Source organism: Nocardioides sp. (assembly GCF_035503875.1).
Taxonomy (GTDB): Bacteria; Actinomycetota; Actinomycetes; order Propionibacteriales; family Nocardioidaceae; genus Nocardioides.
The window spans coordinates 19,335-31,848 of the sequence record NZ_DATJTA010000053.1; the positions used below are offsets into that span (position 1 = coordinate 19,335).

The following is a 12,514-nucleotide window of genomic DNA, read 5'->3' on the forward strand; positions in this document are numbered from 1 at the left end:
CACGCTACGTCCTCCGCGCCAGCTCGAAGACGGGAATCACCCGGGTGGTGCGCTTCTCGTACGTCGCGAAGTTCGGCCAGGTCCGCAGCATCACCTGCCACACCTCGGCCCGCTCGTCGCCGGTGACCTCCCGGGCCGTCACGTCGTACGACGTCCCCCGGACGCGGACGGTCGCCTCGCCGGCCGCGCGCAGGTTGTGCACCCAGGCGGGCATCTCCGGTCCGCCGAAGTAGGAGCCGGCGACCAGCCAGTGGCCCCGGTGCGGGACGCACAGCAGCGGCGTCGAGCGGGGCAGCCCGGAGCGCCGGCCGACGACGGTCAGCACCAGGTTCGGCAGGCCGGCGAGGTCGAGGACGCCGTAGCGCCCGCGGGTCAGGGCGTGCAGCCGGCGGTCGGTCCACACCACCTGCGGCAGCAGCCGCGGCATCCACGGCAGGGCGCCGATCCGGACCGCGAGCGGGGTGAGGAGTCCCATGCGTTCAGCTCGCCCGGGCCGGCTCGACCCGCCCCCGCACCTCGCCCAGCGACAGCAGCGCGCCGCCCGTCGAGGGCGCGGTGTAGCGCAGCACGACCTCCGCGCCGTCGTCGAGGAACCGCTCGCCCCACCACAGCTCCAGGAACGAGCCGCGCTGACCGGGCTCGGGTCCGCTGATCGTCCCGGACGCGAACAGGTCGCCGGTGCGAAGCGAGGCGCCGTTGGACGTCAGGTGGGCGAGCATCTGACCTGGGCTCCAGTACGTCGTCCGGTACGGCGGGCGGCTGACCACCTCGCCGTCCAGCTCGACCTCGACCGCGATGTCGAGACCGCGCGGCTGCTCGGCCGGGTCGCTCGGCAGCAGGTGCGGCAGGGGTTGCGGGTCCTGCCCGGGCACGTCGCACCACGCGGCGTCCAGGGCGGCGAGCGGGGTGACCCAAGCGCTGATGCTGGTCGCGAAGGACTTGCCGAGGAAGGGCCCGAGCGGCACGTACTCCCACGCCTGCACGTCGCGCGCCGACCAGTCGTTGAGGCCGACCACGCCGAACACGTGCCGGTCGAGGTCGTCGTACGGCACCGGCGCGCCGAGCGGGCTGGGCGCGCCCACGACGAAGCCCAGCTCGGCCTCGATGTCGAGCCGCTTCGTGGGGCCGAACGTCGGACCGTCGTCGGTCCTGCGCTGGCCCTGGGGCCGCACGATCGGCGTACCACTCACCACGACGGTGCCGGCCCGGCCGTGGTAGCCGACGGGCAGGTGCTTCCAGTTCGGCAGCAGCGGCTCCTGGTCGGGCCGCAGGATCCGTCCCACGTTCGAGGCGTGGTGCTCGGAGGCGTAGAAGTCCACGTAGTCGGCGACCTCGAACGGCAGGTGCAGCACCACGTCGTCGAGCGGGATCCCGGGCGCGTGGTGGGCGAGCTCGCCCAGCTCCTCGCGGGTCTGCCGCCAGACCTCCGGGCCGAGGGCCAGGAAGGCGTTCAGCGACGGCTGCGCGAACTCGGGACGACCGGTCACCGCGTGCAGGTCGACGACGGTGTCGTGCAGGCGTACGCCGACCCGGCGCTCGCCGCCGTCGACCGAGAAGACGCCGTACGGCAGGTGGTCGAGTCCGAAGCCGCCGCTCACGGGTGCAGCCCCAGGGCGCGCAGGTCGGCCAGCGGCTCGTCGATGCTGCACGAGCCGAACGAGGTGAACCAGCGCCGGCCGCGGGCCAGCTCGTCCGGGTCGAGCGCCGGCTCCCGGTCCTCCAGGGTCGCGACCACCTCGTCGGCGGAAGCGCCGTCGAAGGCCCGGACCGTCGCGAGCAGCACGTTGAGGAAGCCATGGCCCTCGTCGTGGCGCAGCGCCCGGTGCAGCCCGGCGGTGCACTTGAACGGCGCCTCCCGGTCGAGCGCGGCGTCGATCCAGGCCGCGAGGGTCGGGGAGTCGACCTCGTTGGTGCGGTACTTCAGCCGCAGCTCGGCGCCCGCCACCTCGTCGGCCGCCGCGAGCCAGCCGTACGACGGCGGCCCGGGCAGCTCGACGTACACGGGCACCTCCTCGTCGAGCGAGCCGTCCGCCCGGGCCGCGTCGACGGCGGCGACGACGCGGCGGGCGTTGCCCGCCAGGTCGTCGAGGTCGCGCAGGGCGACCTCGAGCCCGGCGAGCCGCAGCCCGGTGCGGGAGCAGTACGCCGCCGGCCCGGCCACCTGGCCGGCGCCGCCCGTGAGCACCACCGAGACCGCGAGGTCCGCGTCGCCGGCGTGCTCCCGGAGCGCCGGCACGTCGGTGTCGCGGAGCACGAAGCTCCCGACGAGCGGCTCGTCGCGCGCCACGTGTGCCGCGACGGCCGGGCCGAACTCGGCGTCGCCCGGCGGGAAGATCGCGGCGTCGTCGACGAGAGCCGCCCAGAAGGGTTTCGTGGAGAGGGGCACCTGCGTACCCTACCGGCACATATCGATACAGAACGTCCGATAAACGGACATCTCGGAGCGGCGGAGGGATCATCGTGGCGTACTACCGATCGGTCGGCGAGGTCCCGCGGCAGCGGCACACCCAGCACCGTGACCCAGACGGGCGCCTCTACCGTGAGGAGCTGATGGGGGAGGAGGGCTTCTCCTCCGACTCCTCGCTGCTCTACCACCGCGGCGTGCCCTCCGCGATCCTGGCCAGCGAGGTCTGGGAGTTGCCCGAGCAGCGCACCGTGCCCAACCACCCGCTGAAGCCGCGACACCTGCGCCTGCACGACCTGGAGACCGGCCGTGACGCGGTCACCGACCGGCGCCTCGTCCTCGGCAACCACGACGTCCGGATCGCGTACGTCGTCACGGGGACCGCGCCGTCAGCGTACTACCGCAACGCGATCGGCGACGAGTGCGTCTTCGTCGAGATCGGCAGTGGCGTGGTGGAGACGGTGTTCGGGGTGGTGCCGTACCGCTCCGGCGACTACGTCGTCGTCCCGCGCGCGACCACCCATCGCTGGGTGCCGGCCGAGGCGTCGCGGCTGTACGCGATCGAGGCGAACAGCCACGTCGCTCCGCCGAAGCGCTACCTCTCCCGCTACGGCCAGCTGCTGGAGCACGCGCCGTACTGTGAGCGCGACCTGCACGGACCTTCCGACCCGCTGCTGGTCGAGGGGACGGAGGTGCCGGTCCTGGTCAAGCACCGCACGAGCGCCGGGATCGTCGGGACCGCGATGACGTACGCGACCCACCCGTTCGACGTCGTCGGCTGGGACGGCTGCCTCTACCCCTACACGCTGAACATCGACGACTACATGCCGATCACCGGCAAGGTGCACCAGCCACCGCCGGTGCACCAGGTCTTCGAGGGCCACAACTTCGTGGTCTGCAACTTCCTGCCGCGCAAGGTCGACTACCACCCGCTCGCGATCCCCGTGCCGTACTTCCACTCCAACGTCGACAGCGACGAGGTGATGTTCTACGTCGCCGGCGACTACGAGGCGCGCAAGGGCTCCGGGATCGAGCTCGGCTCGATCTCCCTGCACCCGGGCGGCCACGCCCACGGCCCCCAGCCCTCCGCGATCGAGGCCTCCCTCGGCGCCGAGGCCTTCGAGGAGTCGGCCGTCATGGTCGACACCTTCGCCCCGCTGGAGCTCGGCGAGGGCGGTCTCGCGGTGGAGGACGAGGGGTACGCCTGGACGTGGGCCGCGGACGACTCGGATCGGTAGATTCCCCGGTTCACCGGGGAACCTGGACGTTCTGCGTCGAAACTTCGCCGGAGAACGTCAGGTGCTCCCCGAGAACCCCGGGCCCGTCGCTCAGGCGGCGACCTCCTGGCCGGTGAGCTTCTTGTAGGTGTACGCCGTGCCGATGAGCACCAGCGGAATCGCGGCGATCAGACCCACGCCGCACAGCAGCGCGCCGACGAACCACGTGGCGAGGCTCAGCAGGAACCACACGATGACGTTGCCCGCGTTCTTCGTGGTGAACTCGAAGCTCGCCTTGATGGCGTCGATCGCGCCCAGCTCCTCGCGATCCATCAGGAAGTAGAGCGTGAACGAGGTGAAGAACATGACCGCGAGGCCGGGCAGCACGCAGAGGATGAGGCCGATGAACGTGGCGATGCCGGTCAGCAGCGACACGACGATGACGTCGCCCAGCTTGTGCGGGGTCAGGATCTTGGCGGCGTCCACGCTCCGGCCCGCGGTGATGTCGAGGGCGGCACGGACCAGGCCGGCGCCGATGATCATGGACAGCACCCACGACGCCAGGCTGAACAGCCAGCTGATCACCAGCGAGTCGCTGACGATGTAGGTGAGGACCTGCACGGCGACCTGGATGCCCACCAGCAGCAGGACCGCCACCAGGATCTGTCCGAGGTTGGCGGTGAACTTCGTCCAGCCGTAGCTCCAGGCGGTCCCGACGCTGTAGTCGCCGGGACCGGTCGGGGGAGCGCCGTACCCGCCGGCCGGGGGCGGGGCGCCGTACCCGCCGGAGTACGGCGCGCCGTAGCCCCCCGCGGGCGGCGGGGGTGCGCCGTACCCGCCCGGGGGCGGCGGCGGAGCGGCGTAGCCACCGGGCTCCCCGCTCGAGGGCGGGACGGGAGGCTCGGGACTCGACGCGGGCGGGTCGACGGGCGGCTCGTTGGTGGACATGCGACTCCTCGGGTTTCGGCCGCTGGATCGGAGGGCGGCCAGATGGGAGGACCGTAGTGCGCGACGGGGGTCGCCCGAAATGATGATTTCGGGTGGTCTGGCCAGGCACGTCGATCCGAGCGCGGCGACCGGGTACACATGAGGGATGGGCCGACGAGCACGCGCGCACGAGATCGACGAGGCCGACGTCGAGGTCGGTGACCCCGCGAAGGCGGCGGCGGGTCCCCACGCGGTCGCCGTCGCGCTGAAGCGTGCGGTCGACCAGATGGGGGTGACCCGCTCGGCGCGGACGCTGCGGCGTCTCAACCAGACCGACGGGTTCGACTGCCAGGGCTGCGCCTGGCCCGACCCGAGCCCGGGTCACCGGCATCCGGCCGAGTTCTGCGAGAACGGCGTCAAGGCCGTCGCCGACGAGGCCACCCGCGACCTGATCGGGCGGGAGTTCTTCGCCGAGCACCCGGTCGCCGAGCTGGCCGAGCACACCGACTACTGGCTCAACCAGCAGGGCCGGGTGACCGAGCCGATGGTGCTGCACGAGGGCGGCACCCACTACGAGCCGATCGGCTGGGACGACGCGTACTCGCTGATGGCCCGCCACCTCAACGCGATCGACCCCGACCAGGCGATCTTCTACACCTCCGGCAAGGTGTCGAACGAGGCGGCGTTCCTCTACCAGCTCTTCGTGCGCGCCTACGGCACCAACAACCTGCCGGACTGCTCCAACATGTGCCACGAGTCGACCTCGGTGGCCCTCGCCGAGACCATCGGCATCGGCAAGGGCTCGGTCAGCCTCGACGACGTCCACCACGCCGAGCTGATCGTGATCCTGGGCCAGAACCCCGGCACCAACCACCCGCGGATGCTCACCGCGCTGGAGGAGGCCAAGCAGAACGGCGCCAAGATCGTCGCAGTGAACCCGCTGAAGGAGACCGGCCTGGTCCGCTTCAAGAATCCCCAGACGGCCCGCGGGGTCGTCGGTCCCGGCACCGGCCTGGCCGACCTCTACCTGCAGATCCGCGGCAACGGCGACCTGGCGCTGCTCCAGGCGCTCGGCTCGATCCTCCTCGAGCGTGGCGCGGTCGACCGCGACTTCGTCGAGCAGTACACCACCGGCTTCGAGGAGTACGCCGCCGCGCTGGCCGACCTCGACTGGGACAAGGTGCTCCGCTCGACCGGCCTCACCCGGGACCAGATCGTCGAGACGGCGGACCTGCTCGAGGCCTCCTCGCGGACGGTGTTCTGCTGGGCGATGGGCATCACCCAGCACCACAACGCCGTGGCGACGGTCAAGGAGATCGCCAACCTGGCCTTCCTCCAGGGCAACATCGGCAAGCCGGGTGCCGGCCTGTGCCCGGTGCGCGGTCACTCGAACGTGCAGGGCGATCGCACCATGGGCATCTGGGAGCGCGCGCCGCAGCACTTCCTGGACGCGCTGCAGCGCGAGTTCGGCTTCGACCCGCCGCGCGAGCACGGCCGCGACTCGGTGGCCTCGATCAAGGCGCTGCGCGACGGCGACGCGAAGGTCTTCGTGGGCCTCGGCGGCAACTTCGTCTCGGCGGCTCCGGACACCTCGGTCACCGAGGACGCGCTGCGCTCGGCCGCGCTCACCGTGCAGGTCTCGACCAAGCTCAACCGCTCCCACGTCGTCCACGGCCGCGAGGCGCTGATCCTGCCCGCCATGGGCCGCAGCGAGCGGGACATGACGGGCGGACAGCTGCAGAAGGTCAGCGTCGAGGACTCGATGTCCGCGGTGCACACGTCCCACGGCCCGCTCAAGCCCGCCTCGAAGCACCTGCGCTCCGAGGTCGACATCATCTGCTCGCTGGCCGAGGCGACGCTGGGCGACCGCCACGGCATCCCGTGGGCGGCGTACCGCTCCGACTACTCCGAGATCCGCCGCTCCATCGCCCGGGTGGTCCCGGGATGCGCGGCGTACGACGAGAAGGCGTCGCAGCCGGGCGGCTTCGTGCTCCCGCACCCGCCGCGCGACACCCGGACCTTCCCGACCGAGGTCGGGAAGGCGGTGTTCAGCACCAGCCCGCTGGAGGTGCTGGAGGTGCCGCCCGGGCGGCTGCTGCTCCAGACGATCCGCTCCCACGACCAGTTCAACACCACGATCTACGGGCTGTCCGACCGGTACCGCGGCATCGAGAACGGCCGTCGCGTCGTCTTCCTCCACCGCGACGACATCGCCACCCTCGGGTTCGAGGAGGGCGACCTCGTCGACCTCGTCAGCGAGTGGGAGGACGGCTCGGTCCGCCAGGTCCCGACCTTCCGCATCGTGGCCTACGACCAGCCGCGCGGCTGCGCGGCGGCGTACTACCCCGAGACCAACCCGCTGGTCGCCCTCGACCACACCGCGGAGGGCAGCAACCAGCCGGCGTACAAGTCGATCATCGTGCGCCTGGTCCCCTCCGACGGCGGCCGGACCGGGGTGATCTCCACCCTGGCGAGCACCTACACCCCCGGCGAGGGCCGCGGCGACGAGTCCAAGCACTACGTCGAGCCGCCCCAGCTCTCCTGAGCGACGCTGGTTTCGAGGCTCTCAACCAGCGTCGTCGGGTGCCGCTGGTTGAGGTGCGAACGGACGAAGTCCTGAGACTCGGAACCCCCGCAGCGCAGAGTCGGCGTCGATGGAGACCGCCGGTGCGAGAATGAGCGGATGCTGGAGCTGCGACCCAACTGCGAGTGCTGCGACAAGGACCTGCCGCCGGACGCGCCGGACGCGATGATCTGCACCTACGAGTGCACCTGGTGCCGCGACTGCGTCGACACCGTCCTCCTCGGCAGCTGCCCCAACTGCGGCGGCAACCTGACCCCGCGGCCGGTGCGGCCGGCGGACCGGCTCCTCCGGGACCCCGCCTCGACGGTGCGGGTCGTGACTCAGGACTGCGCGGCCCGGGCATGACGAACCCCGAGCGCGACCCCGCCCTGCTCACCTGCGAGACCCACGTGACGCCGGCGGTCGAGATCATGACGCCGCGCGACGTACCTCTCGGCGGTCCCCGCGCCATGGGCGTACGACGCACGCTGCCCCAGCGCGGTCGCTCGCTGATCGGGGCGTGGTGCTTCCTCGACCACTACGGACCCGACGACGTGGCGCAGACCGGCGGCATGAAGGTCGCCCCGCACCCGCACACCGGCCTGCAGACCGTCAGCTGGCTCTTCACCGGTGAGATCGAGCACCGCGACAGCGCCGGGCACCACGCGATGGTGCGCCCGGGCGAGGTCAACCTGATGACCGCCGGCCACGGCATCAGCCACTCCGAGGTCTCCACGGCGGCGACGACCACGCTCCACGGCGCTCAGCTGTGGGTCGCGCTGCCCGACGACGCGCGCGACACGGCGCCGACCTTCGCCCACCACGAGCCCACCCCGGTCCGCGGCGACGGCTTCGAGGCGCGGGTCTTCCTGGGCTCGCTGATCGGCGAGACCTCTCCGGTCGCCACGTTCACGCCGCTGCTGGGGGCCGAGCTGCTGCTCGACCCGGGGGCCTCGATCACGCTCGACGTCGACGCGTCGTACGAGCACGGCGTCCTGGTCGACACGGGCGCACTGGTCGTCGCGGGGGTCGACGTGGCGAAGGACGAGCTCGCCTACGTCCCGCCGGGCTCGGACCGCCTGGAGCTGCGCGCCGGCGCCGACGCCGTACGCCTGCTGCTGCTCGGCGGGCCGCCGTTCGGCGAGGCGATGATCGTGATGTGGTGGAACTTCGTCGGGCGCAGCCACGACGAGATCGTCGCCTTCCGCGAGCAGTGGCAGGGGCAGCTGACGCCCGGCGGGCTGGTCGACGGCCGTTTCGGCATCCCGGTCGACGACCCGCTGCCGCCCATCCCCGCCCCCGAGCTCCCCAACGCCCGGCTGCGCGAGCGTCGCTGACTGTCGGCGCCGTACGACAGGATGCCCGGCATGGGACCTGTGACCGGCGACGACGGCCTCGCCCGCTGCCCCTGGGCCGGCGGACCCGGGGTGATGCGCGACTACCACGACACCGAGTGGGGCAACCGCGTCCACGGCGAGTCGGCCTACCTGGAGCGCCTGACCCTGGAGGCGTTCCAGTCCGGGCTGTCGTGGTCGACGATCCTCAACAAGCGCGAGAGCTTCCGCGCCGCGTTCGCGGGCTTCGACGCCGACGTCGTCGCGGCGTACGACGACGCGGACCGCGCCCGGCTGATGGCCGACGCCGGGATCGTCCGCAACCGGCTGAAGGTCGACGCCGCGATCACCAACGCCGCCGCCACCGTCGCGCTCCGGGAGCGGGAGGGGCTGGAGGCCTTCGTGCTCTCCTTCGCGCCCGACGACCCGCCCGCCTGGGGCGACACCGACGAGATGACCACCACCTCGCCCGAGTCGACGGCGCTGTCGAAGGGGCTGAAGAAGGTCGGCTTCGCCTTCGTCGGTCCCACCACGATGTTCGCCCTGATGGAGGCGATCGGCGTCTTCGACCCGCACCTCGTCGGCTGCCACCGCCGGGGCGCCTCCGCCTGAGCCGAGGCCGCTCCGCGCGCCCCACCGCCCGCACCGCGACCCCTGCGGCGAGGATGGGGCGGTGATCGCCGGACTGACGTGGCTGCTGGGATGCCAGCTCGTGGGGGAGGTGGTGGTCCGGACGACCGGGATGCCGGTGCCGGGTCCCGTGGTGGGGATGGTGCTGCTCTTCGTCGTCCTCCTGGTACGCCGCCCCGGCGACGACGCAGGTGTCGTGCGGACCAGTGACGCGCTGCTCCGGCACCTGCAACTGCTGTTCGTGCCGGCCGGCGCGGGCGTGGTCGGCTACCTGTCGCTGATCCGCGACGACGCGCTCCCGATCTCCGTGGCGCTGGTCGGCTCCTGGGTGCTGGGCCTGGCCGTCGTCGGCTGGACCGTCACCCTGCTGAGCCGGGTGCCGGCGGGCCGGGAGCGCCGATGAGCTGGCTGCTGGAGTCGCCGCTCTTCTTCCTGGTGCTGACCCTGCTGGCCTACCAGGCCGGCCGGGCCGTCCACGCCCGCACGGGCGGCCATGCGGTCGCGCAGCCCGTGCTGGTGGCGGTCGTGCTGGTGGGCGCCACGCTGCTGATCCTCGACGTGGACGTCGCCGACTACCTCGACGGCACCGAGCTGCTGACCTTCTGGCTCGGCCCGGCGACCGTCGCGCTCGCGGTCCCGCTCTACCGGCAGGCGAGCCGGCTGCGGTCGCTGGTCGTGCCGCTGCTGGTCGCCGTACCCCTCGGCGCGGTGGTCAGCGTCGGCTCCGCCGTGCTGCTGGCCCGCGTCCTCGGCGGCGACGAGCTCCTCGAACGCACCCTCGCCCCCAAGGCCGCGACCACCCCGGTCTCGATCGCGCTGTCCGAGACCAACGGCGGACTGCCGGAGCTGACCGCGGCGCTCACCATCGTCGCCGGGATCCTCGGCGCCGTCGCCGGCCCCGCCGTCCTCACCCTGCTGCGGATCCGCGTCCGGACCGCCCGCGGCATCGCGCTGGGCTCGGTCTCGCACGGCATCGGTACCTCACGCGCGCTGGCCGAGGACCGCACCGAGGGGGCGTTCTCCGGCCTCGCGATGGGCCTGACCGCCCTCGCGACCAGCCTCGTGCTGCCGCTGGTCCTCGCCCTCCTCCTGTAGCCACCGCCGGATCCGCGCGACGATCCGTCGCCGCGCCTCCTCGCCCTCCGGTACCGGGAGCAGGGGTACGACGTGCAGCCCGCCCGGCAGCTCGTGGAAGTCCACCGGCACCACGCCGGCCAGCCGGTCCCGCAGCAGCCGGCAGTCCGGCAGCGTGATGTCGCGGGTGCCGACCCAGACGTCCACGGGCGGCAGACCCGCGACCGGACCGAACAGCGGGCTCACCCGCGGGTCGTCCGGCGACAGTCCGCCCGCCCACGCGTCCGCGATCGGCCTCAGCGCCGCGCGCGCCAGCCACGGGTCGTGCGGCTCCAGCGCGTCGACCTCGGGGTTGCGCATGCCGAGGTCGAGCCACGGGGCGACCAGCGTGAGCCCGCGCACCGTCGAGCGCCCGCGCGCGACGGCCTCCTGGGTCGCCGCGAGGGCCAGGCCGCCGCCGGCCGAGTCGCCGGCCAGCCAGCAGGCCCGCCCGCCGACGTACAGCGCCTCCAGCAGGGCGCCGACCAGCTCGTGCGCCTCGGTCGCGTCGTGGTCGGGCGCGAGGCCGTAGACGGGCACCCAGACCTCGACGTCGAGCTCGCGCGCCAGCCGTCCGACCAGCGACCAGTGCTGCGACACGATCTCGCTCACGTAGGCGCCGCCGTGCAGGTAGACGACGACCGGCAGGTCCGGGCGGGCGCCCGGCCGGCTGATCCGGTGCACGTCGAAGCCGGCGACCGTCCGGGTCGACACGGACGCCGAGCGCCGCAACGCGGCCGGGGGATCGGAGGGTCCCTTGGCGCGGGCGAGCATCGCGTGCCCGCCCTCGGCCGTCAGGAACCGTCGTTTGCGGGTCGCGCGCATCAGCGCCGCCACGCCCGTCAGCTGCCAGGACACCACGCGGGGAGCGTAGTTGGATGGCGGGCATGCCTCGTGTGCACGCCTTCCGCGACGACGCCCTGGGCGACCTCGACGCCGTCGGCCTGGTCGCCGCCCTCCACGCCGGCCGGGTCTCCGTCCGGGAGGCGGTGGACGCCGCCATCGCCCGCGTCGAGGACGTCGACCCCGCGCTGGGGGCGGTCGCGTACGTCGCCTTCGACCGTGCCCGCGCGGCGGCTCGCGACCCCCGGGGCGGGTTCTTCTCCGGGGTGCCGACGTTCGTGAAGGACAACGTCGACGTCCATCACCTGCCGACCCAGTTCGGCACCGACGCGTTCGAGGCCCGGCCGCGCCAGCGCGACGGCGACCTGGCCCGGATGTTCCTCGCGACCGGCCTGCTGCCGCTCGGGAAGACCCGGCTCTCGGAGTACGGCTTCAGCGCGGCGGCCGAGCACCCGCGGCTCGGTCCGGTCCGCTCCCCGTGGTCGACCGAGCACACCGCCGGCGCGTCCTCGGCCGGGTCGGCCGCGCTCGTCGCCGCGGGCGCGGTGCCGATCGCGCACGCCAACGACGGCGGCGGCTCGATCCGGATCCCGGCCGCCGTCAACGGCCTGGTCGGGCTGAAGCCGACCCGGGACCGGTTGCCCCAGGAGGCGCTGACCCGGCAGATGCCGATCCGTCTCGTGTCCGACGGGGTGCTGACCCGTTCGGTGCGGGACACGGGCGCGTTCCTGCGCGAGTCCGAGAAGGTCTATCGAGCGCTGCATCTCCCGCCCGTGGGTGACATCACCCGGCCGGGCCGCGGTCGGCTCCGGATCGCGGTGAACACCCGCGGCGTCGGCACCGGAGCGAGCCCCGAGGTAACCAATCTCACCCTGCAGGTCGCCGGGCAGCTCGAGGAGCTCGGCCACACGGTGGAGGAGGTCGAGGCTCCCGCGGACCCGCGGTTCCCCGACGACTTCCTGCTCTATTGGTCGCTGCTGGCGCTGGCCATCGTGCGCACCGGGCGTCGTACGAACGGCCGCACCTGGGACCCCGAGCGGCTCGACAACCTCACCCGCGGACTCGCCCGCCACGGGCAGCGCAACCTGCACCGCGCGCCGGGAGCGGTCCGCCGGCTGCGCCGTGCCAGGCACGACGGCGCGGCCTTCCACGAGCGCTGGGACGTCGTCCTGACGCCTACGGTGGCCACCGAGACGCCCCGGGTGGGGCATCTCGACCCGAGCCGGGAGTACGACGTCGTGCTGGGCCGCCTGCTGGACTGGGTGGCCTTCACCCCGTGGCAGAACGTCACCGGGGAGCCGGCGATCTCGCTGCCCCTCGCGACCACCGCCGCGGGGCTTCCGCTGGGGATGATGTTCGGCGCCGCGGCCGGTCGGGAGGCGACCCTCCTGGAGCTCGCGTACGAGCTGGAAGCGGCCTTCCCGTTCGCCCGGATCGCGGCTCCGGAGCCCGTCGACTGAGCCGATTTCACGTTCCCGTCGGT

The 12,514-nt window shown here is 72.9% G+C and carries 13 protein-coding genes; 8 read left to right on the forward strand and 5 right to left on the reverse strand.

Features of this window, described 5'->3' with window-relative positions:
* Positions 1-4: 4 nt before the first annotated feature.
* From VMF51_RS12320 to VMF51_RS12330, 3 genes are read right to left on the reverse strand one after another with little or no spacing between them, the layout of a single operon-like run.
* Positions 5-475: a nitroreductase family deazaflavin-dependent oxidoreductase gene (locus tag VMF51_RS12320; protein WP_325474732.1), complete on the reverse strand. Its 471-nt coding sequence runs from the start codon at positions 473-475 to the stop codon at positions 5-7.
* A 4-nt stretch (positions 476-479) separates the two neighbouring features.
* Entirely contained in the window at positions 480-1,598 is a 1,119-nt protein-coding gene (locus VMF51_RS12325; protein WP_325474733.1) for a fumarylacetoacetate hydrolase family protein, read from the reverse strand.
* Complete coding sequence (locus VMF51_RS12330) at positions 1,595-2,386, reverse strand: hypothetical protein (protein WP_325474734.1); 792 nt, start codon at positions 2,384-2,386, stop codon at positions 1,595-1,597. The genes VMF51_RS12325 and VMF51_RS12330 overlap by 4 nt, the downstream gene beginning before the upstream one ends.
* A gap of 74 nt (positions 2,387-2,460) precedes the next feature.
* On the opposite strand from VMF51_RS12330, the gene VMF51_RS12335 reads away from it, so the two are divergent.
* Complete coding sequence (locus VMF51_RS12335; protein WP_325474735.1) at positions 2,461-3,642, forward strand: homogentisate 1,2-dioxygenase; 1,182 nt, start codon at positions 2,461-2,463, stop codon at positions 3,640-3,642.
* Positions 3,643-3,732: 90 nt separating this feature from the next.
* Here VMF51_RS12335 and VMF51_RS12340 read toward each other — a convergent pair whose 3' ends face one another.
* Positions 3,733-4,569 carry a hypothetical protein gene (locus VMF51_RS12340; protein ID WP_325474736.1) on the reverse strand — a complete coding sequence of 279 codons (837 nt, stop codon included), beginning with the start codon at positions 4,567-4,569 and terminating at the stop codon, positions 3,733-3,735.
* 145 nt (positions 4,570-4,714) lie between these two features.
* Between VMF51_RS12340 and VMF51_RS12345 the strand changes: the two genes are divergently transcribed.
* The 6 genes from VMF51_RS12345 to VMF51_RS12370 all read left to right on the forward strand — a co-directional run bounded on the left by VMF51_RS12345 (position 4,715) and on the right by VMF51_RS12370 (position 10,170).
* Entirely contained in the window at positions 4,715-7,093 is a 2,379-nt protein-coding gene (locus VMF51_RS12345) for an FdhF/YdeP family oxidoreductase (RefSeq protein WP_325474737.1), read from the forward strand.
* A 138-nt stretch (positions 7,094-7,231) separates the two neighbouring features.
* Positions 7,232-7,477 carry a DUF1272 domain-containing protein gene (locus VMF51_RS12350; protein WP_325474738.1) on the forward strand — a complete coding sequence of 82 codons (246 nt, stop codon included), beginning with the start codon at positions 7,232-7,234 and terminating at the stop codon, positions 7,475-7,477.
* A complete protein-coding gene (locus tag VMF51_RS12355) occupies positions 7,474-8,448 on the forward strand; it encodes a pirin family protein (RefSeq protein ID WP_325474739.1) in 975 nt (324 codons plus the stop codon). Before VMF51_RS12350 ends, VMF51_RS12355 begins: the two co-directional genes overlap by 4 nt.
* A gap of 30 nt (positions 8,449-8,478) precedes the next feature.
* Positions 8,479-9,057 (forward strand): DNA-3-methyladenine glycosylase I, encoded by a 579-nt coding sequence (locus VMF51_RS12360; RefSeq protein ID WP_325474740.1) that lies wholly within the window; start codon positions 8,479-8,481, stop codon positions 9,055-9,057.
* 61 nt (positions 9,058-9,118) lie between these two features.
* Complete coding sequence (locus tag VMF51_RS12365) at positions 9,119-9,478, forward strand: CidA/LrgA family protein (RefSeq protein ID WP_325474741.1); 360 nt, start codon at positions 9,119-9,121, stop codon at positions 9,476-9,478.
* The gene (locus VMF51_RS12370) at positions 9,475-10,170 is read left to right on the forward strand and encodes an LrgB family protein (protein WP_325474742.1); all 696 of its coding nucleotides are present in this window, start codon (positions 9,475-9,477) and stop codon (positions 10,168-10,170) included. The genes VMF51_RS12365 and VMF51_RS12370 overlap by 4 nt, the downstream gene beginning before the upstream one ends.
* Here the strand turns inward: VMF51_RS12370 and VMF51_RS12375 are convergent.
* On the reverse strand, positions 10,057-11,049 hold the full coding sequence (locus VMF51_RS12375) for an alpha/beta hydrolase fold domain-containing protein (protein WP_325474743.1): 993 nt from the start codon (positions 11,047-11,049) through the stop codon (positions 10,057-10,059). The two genes, VMF51_RS12370 and VMF51_RS12375, sit on opposite strands and share 114 nt — an antisense overlap.
* A gap of 26 nt (positions 11,050-11,075) precedes the next feature.
* Here VMF51_RS12375 and VMF51_RS12380 point away from each other — a divergent pair, with 26 nt between their 5' ends.
* Positions 11,076-12,491, forward strand: coding sequence for an amidase (locus VMF51_RS12380; protein ID WP_325474744.1), 1,416 nt, complete (start codon positions 11,076-11,078; stop codon positions 12,489-12,491).
* Positions 12,492-12,514 lie beyond the last annotated feature (23 nt).

What these genes read in the sequence shown, in the direction of transcription:
- VMF51_RS12320 (WP_325474732.1), bottom strand. Translation starts at nt 475, where the DNA reads ATGGGACTCCTCACCCCGCTCGCGGTCCGGATCGGCGCCCTGCCGTGG.
- VMF51_RS12340 (WP_325474736.1), bottom strand. Translation starts at nt 4,569, where the DNA reads ATGTCCACCAACGAGCCGCCCGTCGACCCGCCCGCGTCGAGTCCCGAG.
- VMF51_RS12345 (WP_325474737.1), top strand. Translation starts at nt 4,715, where the DNA reads ATGGGCCGACGAGCACGCGCGCACGAGATCGACGAGGCCGACGTCGAG.
- VMF51_RS12350 (WP_325474738.1), top strand. Translation starts at nt 7,232, where the DNA reads ATGCTGGAGCTGCGACCCAACTGCGAGTGCTGCGACAAGGACCTGCCG.
- VMF51_RS12355 (WP_325474739.1), top strand. Translation starts at nt 7,474, where the DNA reads ATGACGAACCCCGAGCGCGACCCCGCCCTGCTCACCTGCGAGACCCAC.
- VMF51_RS12360 (WP_325474740.1), top strand. Translation starts at nt 8,479, where the DNA reads ATGGGACCTGTGACCGGCGACGACGGCCTCGCCCGCTGCCCCTGGGCC.
- VMF51_RS12370 (WP_325474742.1), top strand. Translation starts at nt 9,475, where the DNA reads ATGAGCTGGCTGCTGGAGTCGCCGCTCTTCTTCCTGGTGCTGACCCTG.
- VMF51_RS12380 (WP_325474744.1), top strand. Translation starts at nt 11,076, where the DNA reads ATGCCTCGTGTGCACGCCTTCCGCGACGACGCCCTGGGCGACCTCGAC.